5 protein-coding genes are annotated in these 5,747 nt (G+C 70.0%); all 5 read right to left on the reverse strand.

The genetic code is table 11. From position 1 onward, the window contains the following. Window positions 1-106: 106 nt before the first annotated feature. Window positions 107-2,356 carry a DNA translocase FtsK gene (locus tag HY703_13715; protein ID MBI4546250.1) on the reverse strand — a complete coding sequence of 750 codons (2,250 nt, stop codon included), beginning with the start codon at window positions 2,354-2,356 and terminating at the stop codon, window positions 107-109. 18 nt (window positions 2,357-2,374) lie between these two features. Further along, entirely contained in the window at window positions 2,375-3,739 is a 1,365-nt protein-coding gene (gene accC, locus HY703_13720) for an acetyl-CoA carboxylase biotin carboxylase subunit (protein ID MBI4546251.1), read from the reverse strand. Between the two features lie 3 nt (window positions 3,740-3,742). Then, entirely contained in the window at window positions 3,743-4,234 is a 492-nt protein-coding gene (locus HY703_13725; GenBank protein MBI4546252.1) for an acetyl-CoA carboxylase biotin carboxyl carrier protein, read from the reverse strand. 304 nt (window positions 4,235-4,538) lie between these two features. Continuing rightward, window positions 4,539-4,979: a type II 3-dehydroquinate dehydratase gene (gene aroQ, locus HY703_13730; GenBank protein MBI4546253.1), complete on the reverse strand. Its 441-nt coding sequence runs from the start codon at window positions 4,977-4,979 to the stop codon at window positions 4,539-4,541. Beyond that, window positions 4,976-5,680 carry a hypothetical protein gene (locus tag HY703_13735; GenBank protein ID MBI4546254.1) on the reverse strand — a complete coding sequence of 235 codons (705 nt, stop codon included), beginning with the start codon at window positions 5,678-5,680 and terminating at the stop codon, window positions 4,976-4,978. Before HY703_13735 ends, aroQ begins: the two co-directional genes overlap by 4 nt. Between the last annotated feature and the right edge of the window lie 67 nt (window positions 5,681-5,747).

Below are 5,747 nucleotides of genomic sequence, written 5' to 3' on the forward strand. Positions count from 1 at the left end.
GCCGCACTCCCAACGCGATCGCTGCCGTGACGCCCGCCACCGCCAGAATCACACCAAGATTTCGCATTCTCTCGCCTGCACCAACGCGGAAGTCATCTAAGCGGTCCTACCCGCCCCCGGAAGGGGCGTTCCGGCCACAGATGCTGTCCAGTAATTCGTATCCCACCAGCACTTCCCGCGGCTTCGAGCCGTCCGCCGGACCGAGCACGCCCGCGTGATGGAGTTGGTCCACCAGCCGCGCGGCCCGGCCGTAGCCGATGCGCAGCCGGCGTTGCAGCAGCGAGGTGGAACCCTGCCGGAACTGCACACAGATCTCTGCAGCCTGGCGGAACAGGGGGTCGCGGTCCTCGAGCACCTCGTCCACGGCGGAGCCGGCTGCCTCTTCCGCTTCGCGCGCGCGGACGAACTCGAGGATGTCCGCTTCCCTTGCCGGTGCCTCCCGCATGCGATCCCGGTACCACGCCATGAGGCGCTCCGTCTCTTCTGTCGAAAGGTAGGCCCCCTGCAGCCGCACCGGGTCCGAGCGGCCCGGCGGTAGGAAGAGCATGTCGCCATTGCCCAACAGCGCGTCCGCGCCATTCTGGTCCAGGATCGTGCGCGAGTCCACCTTCGAGCTGACGCGGAACGCGATACGGCACGAGAAGTTCGCCTTGATCAGCCCCGTGATCACGTTCACGCTCGGGCGCTGCGTCGCCACGATCAGGTGGATGCCGATCGCGCGCGCCTTTTGCGCCAGTTGCGCGAGCGGCCGCTCCACCTCAGCCTGCACCGTCATCATGAGGTCCGCCAGCTCGTCCACCACCAGCACGATGTAAGGGAGCGCCCCCTCCCCATACAGCCAGGGATCGGGGTCCCCTTCCTCTCCGCTAGGCTCCGCCCGCCTCAGCACCTGCCCTTCCAGGACCCGCCGGTTGAACTCAGCCATGGACCGCGCGCCGTTCTCGCCCAGTAGCGCGTAGCGCCGGTCCATTTCCAGCACCGCCCACTTCAGCATGGCGGCGGCGTCGTGCGGGTCCGTGACCACCGGGTGGCGCAGGTGCGGCAGGTCGCTGTACATGCTCAGCTCGACCCGCTTCGGGTCGATGAGCAAGAGACGCAGCTCGGAAGGCGAGTGGCGGACCATCAGGCTGGTGATCAGGGTGTTGATGCAGACGGACTTCCCCGAACCCGTCGCCCCCGCAATCAGCAGATGCGGCATGCGCACCAGGTCCGCTACGTACGCCCGCCCGGTCAGATCCTTGCCCAGCGCCAGCGGCAACGGCCCACGCGCGCGCTCGAACGCCGGCGACTCGAGCAGTTCCCGCAGGTAGACCACCTCGGCCTGCGGGTTCGGCACCTCGACTCCTACAGCGCCCTTCCCCGGAATCGGCGCGACAATGCGCACACTGGCTGCCCGCAGCGCAAGCGCGAGATCCGCGTCCAGCGCAGCGATCCGGTTCACCTTGATGCCGGCGGCCGGCACCACCTCGAACTGCGTCACCACGGGCCCCGTCGTCCGGCCTACGATCTGACCCTCGACCTTGAACGTGCGCAGCGTGTCCATCAGCACGTCCCCGAGTTGGTCGAGCGCCACGTCACTCAAGGAGGCGTCGCGCGGCGGCGGCGGAGAGAGCAGCGAGAGCGGCGGCAGATGCGCGCCCGTGGAGGGCGCAAGCTCTTCCCCTTGGCGACGTCGTCCCCGCGGCCCACGCTGCGGAGACGCGGCCGGGGCCGGCGCCACCGGCTGATGGAGCTCTACCGCACTGGCGTAGCTGCCCGCCCCTACGTTCCCTGCGGGGAGTGGCGCGGAAGGCCCTGCGCGTCCAGGGCGCCGCAGCGCGCCTGCCGCTCGCCGTACGCCTCGAGCCGCGGCGCGTGCGGGGTTCCAGCCCACGGTCGCGACAAAGGCGCCCAGGAACAGGAACAGCAGAGTCAGCGCCCCACCGAACCACCCCAACCCGGCCAGCAGGGGCGCGCCCAGAATGCGGCCGAGCCAGCCGGCGGCTACCGCGGCGGGCAGCCCGCCAGCGGCCGCGGCCGGGCTTGCCGCCGCCAGCCAGAGCGCCGTGGGCAGCAGCATAGCTAGGGCGAGTGCGAGGCAGCCCCAGGCCAGGCCCGTTTCCCGTCGGATCCAGCCGAACGAGGCTGCGCCGCCCAGGGCGGGGAGCAGGGGGAGGAGAAAGAAGCCGGCGCCCAGCAGCCGCAACCCACCGGCTGCTGCCACGCCGCCCAGCAGGCCCATGATGTTGCCAGAGGGAAAAAGCCGCTCCGCGCCGCTCCCCAGCGCAGAGGGTGGCAGCAGGCTCAGCGCCAGGAACAGGGCCAGCGCCAGCAGCGCCAGGCCCAGGAGCTCACGCCGCTGCGGCGGGGTCAGCATGAGATCTCGATTCTCGACTCAGGAAGCCGCCGCGGCCGCCTTGCCCATTCGGCGCTCCAGAAACTTCGTGTCGATGCGGCCGGCCACGACCTCCGGATCGTGCAGCAGATCCAGCAGGAAGGGGATCGTCGTCTGGACCCCCTCGACAATGAATGCCTCGAGCGCCAGCCGCATGCGTACCAGCGCTTCCGCCCGGGTGCTCGCATGCACGATCAGCTTGGCAATCAGGGAATCGTAGTACGGCGGCACTCGATAACCGGCATACGCGTGCGTGTCCACCCGCACGCCAGGCCCGCCCGGCGGGTGGAAGATCGTGATCGTGCCGGGGCTGGGCTGGAAGTTCCGCTCCGGATCCTCCGCATTGATCCGACACTCGAGGGCATGGCCCCGGAACCCGACCACCGACTTTTTCGGCAAAGACAGCGGCTCGCCCCACGCGATGTGGAGTTGCTCCTTCACCAGGTCCACACCCGTTACCAGCTCGGTCACCGGGTGCTCGACCTGGATCCGGGTGTTCATCTCCATGAAGTAGAAGCGCCCGTTCTCATCCAGCAGGAACTCGAACGTGCCGGCGGACACATAGCCGATCGCCTCGGCTCCCCGCGTGGCCGCCTCACCCATGCGGCGGCGCAGCTCGGGCGTCAGCACGGGCGAGGGCGCCTCTTCGATCAACTTCTGATGCCGCCGCTGGATCGAGCATTCCCGCTCGCCCAGGTGCATCACCCGGCCGTGCCGATCACCCAGCACCTGGAATTCGATGTGCCTCGGCCGGGCCAGGTATTTTTCCAGGTAGACGGACGGGTCGCCGAACGCAGCCTGCGCTTCGTGCTGCGCCATCTGGAGCTGGCGCGGGAAGCTGTCCGCATCGGCCGCAACACGCATCCCTTTGCCGCCCCCACCCGCCGCCGCCTTGATCAGCACGGGGAAGCCGATTTCCTCCGCCATCCCCAGCGCCTCCGCCCCATCCGGCACCGCGCCCTCGCTCCCCGGCACGGTGGGCACGCCCGCGGCCGCCATGGTCCGCCGCGCCACTGCCTTGTCCCCCATCAGCCGGATCTGTTCCGCGGTCGGGCCAATGAAGACGATGTCGGAGCGCTCGCAGATTTCGGCAAACTCGGCATTCTCCGCCAGGAAGCCGTATCCAGGATGGATCGCCTCCGCCCCCGTCACCTCCGCCGCCGCAATGAGGCGGGGAATGTTCAGGTAGCTCTCGCGCGCGGGCGGCGGGCCAATGCAGACGTCCTCATCGGCAAAGCGAACGTGGAGGGATTCGCGATCCGCCTCGCTGTAAACGGCTACCGTGCGGATCCCCATCTCACGGCACGCCTGGATCACCCGCAGCGCGATCTCGCCGCGGTTCGCGATCAGCACCTTTCGGAACATGCCTCAGTGAACCACGCGCCCGCCCGCCGGCTCGATCCGGAACAGCACCTGCCCGTATTCCACAGGTTCGGCATTCTCCACCAGGATCTCGCGGACAGTCCCCTCCCCCTCGGATTCCAACTCGTTCATGAGCTTCATGGCTTCCAGGATGCACAGCGTCTGCCCCTTCACCACCAGGCTGCCTACCTCCACGTACGGCGGCGCTTCCTGCGACGGCGCCCGGTAGAATGTGCCCACCATGGGTGACCGCACTTCGACCAGTTCCGGGCCCGCCGCCACGGAAACCTCCGGCTCAACCGCCGCGGGCGCTGCTGCCGCCGCCGCTGCAGCCGGGACCGGCGCAGCCGGTGCGGCCGGCGCCGCCGCAGGCGCCGCGGGGGCCGGTGGCGGGCTCTTCGAGATCCGGATGCGCGTGCCAGCCCGCGTGATCTCGAGGGAATCGATCCCGCTTTCGTCGACCGCGGCAATCAGCCTGCGCAGGAACTCGAGATCGATCATGGGCCGGGCCCCCCCGGAAGCTTCGTCCCGCAGCTCACCAGCGACGCCGGCCGCCCAACTCTCGGGCAACGCCGCTGCAGCCGCTCCCGCAATCCCCGGCCTCCTGCCTGCCCCTCCCCGACCACCCCTTGCACCCGCAGCCGGTCCACCGCCGCTACCACCCTGCTGCGGTTCACGCCGCCCCGGCTTGACCGTACGTGCCATGCCATTTCTCCTTCCGGAGTCAATCCGCTGGGCTGGAAACGCAAGGGCCCCCGTGGACCCGGACCGCGGGAGGATGGGTGCGCGGCACGGCGAGCCGCTAGGACCGGCCCCGCAGGTACAGTACCAGGCCGCGCAGCCCGAGAAGATAGCTGACCGCGCCGAACCCCATGACCACGCCTACGGCCGGCGCTGCCAGTACGGACCGCCGCCGAAAAGCCTCGCGCCTGTATAAGTTCGACAGGTGCACTTCGACAAATGGGCGCCCCACACCCACCAGCGCATCGCGTAGCGCTATGCTGGTATGCGAGTAGGCGCCCGCATTGACCACCAGGCCGGCCACCCGATCGCCGGCCGCGTGCACGTGGCTCACCAGCTCACCCTCGCCGTTCGCCTGGAACAGCTCCAGCTCGACATTCAGTTCCCCGGCCAGTGCCTCGAGCTGTGCGTTGATCTCCGCCAACGTCTGGCGGCCGTAGATCCCCGGCTCGCGCCGGCCCAGGAGGTTCAGATTCGGGCCGTGGACGACGCCGATCCTCAACGCCTCAGGCTCTGAAGCCACGCGCGGAACATCTCCAGGTCCTCGTCCTCATCGCCGCGCCACGCGCCACTCGCTGGCACCCCGGCTGGCGGTGCGGGAGGCGGCCATACCGGCCCAGCGACAGGTGGGCCGGCGGGCGGCACAGGCTCGCCCAGGGGAGCCGTACGGCCGCCCAACCCCATTTGGCCAGCCGGTGGTGTGCCGCCCGGCTGCCCCGCAACTTCCCGCGTGCCGCCGGACAGCGGAGCACCTGTCCGCTGGGCCCACTCCTCGATGCTCCCGCCGCTGAAAAAGAAGTTTTCGAAATCCTCCCACCCCGCCTCCGCCGGCTGTTCAACGGCTTCGGCAGTGGATTCTGCTGCAACCGCGCCCGTGGCCGACGTGTCCTCCACCGGCCAGGGCGGCGCCGCACGCTTTGCTATCCCAGGGGAGGCGAGCGGCTCAACATACTCCCCACCACTCGGCTCCGCCACGGCCCCGGCATCGCCCGCCGCCTCGCCCTCCGACCATGCGTAGGGCGTGCGCTCGGCACCGGCCGCACCACCGCGCCCCGTCCACGCGGATTCCACCAGCTCAGGGAGCCGGTCCGCCCCTGGCTCCGCGCCGCCTGGCGCGGCCGACTCGACCCGGCTCTCCGGCAATGTTTCGGTAATCGGCCCGATGCCCGGCTCCGGCGGCCGCTCCGACGGCGGCTCCTGCATAGCTCCGCCTGCGTCCGGCGGCCGCCACGGCGGCGCTTCCTCACCCGCCCGCGGCGCGCCGGCAGGC

It is taken from the genome of Gemmatimonadota bacterium (genome assembly GCA_016209965.1).
In the GTDB taxonomy this organism is placed as follows: domain Bacteria; phylum Gemmatimonadota; class Gemmatimonadetes; order Longimicrobiales; family RSA9; genus JACQVE01.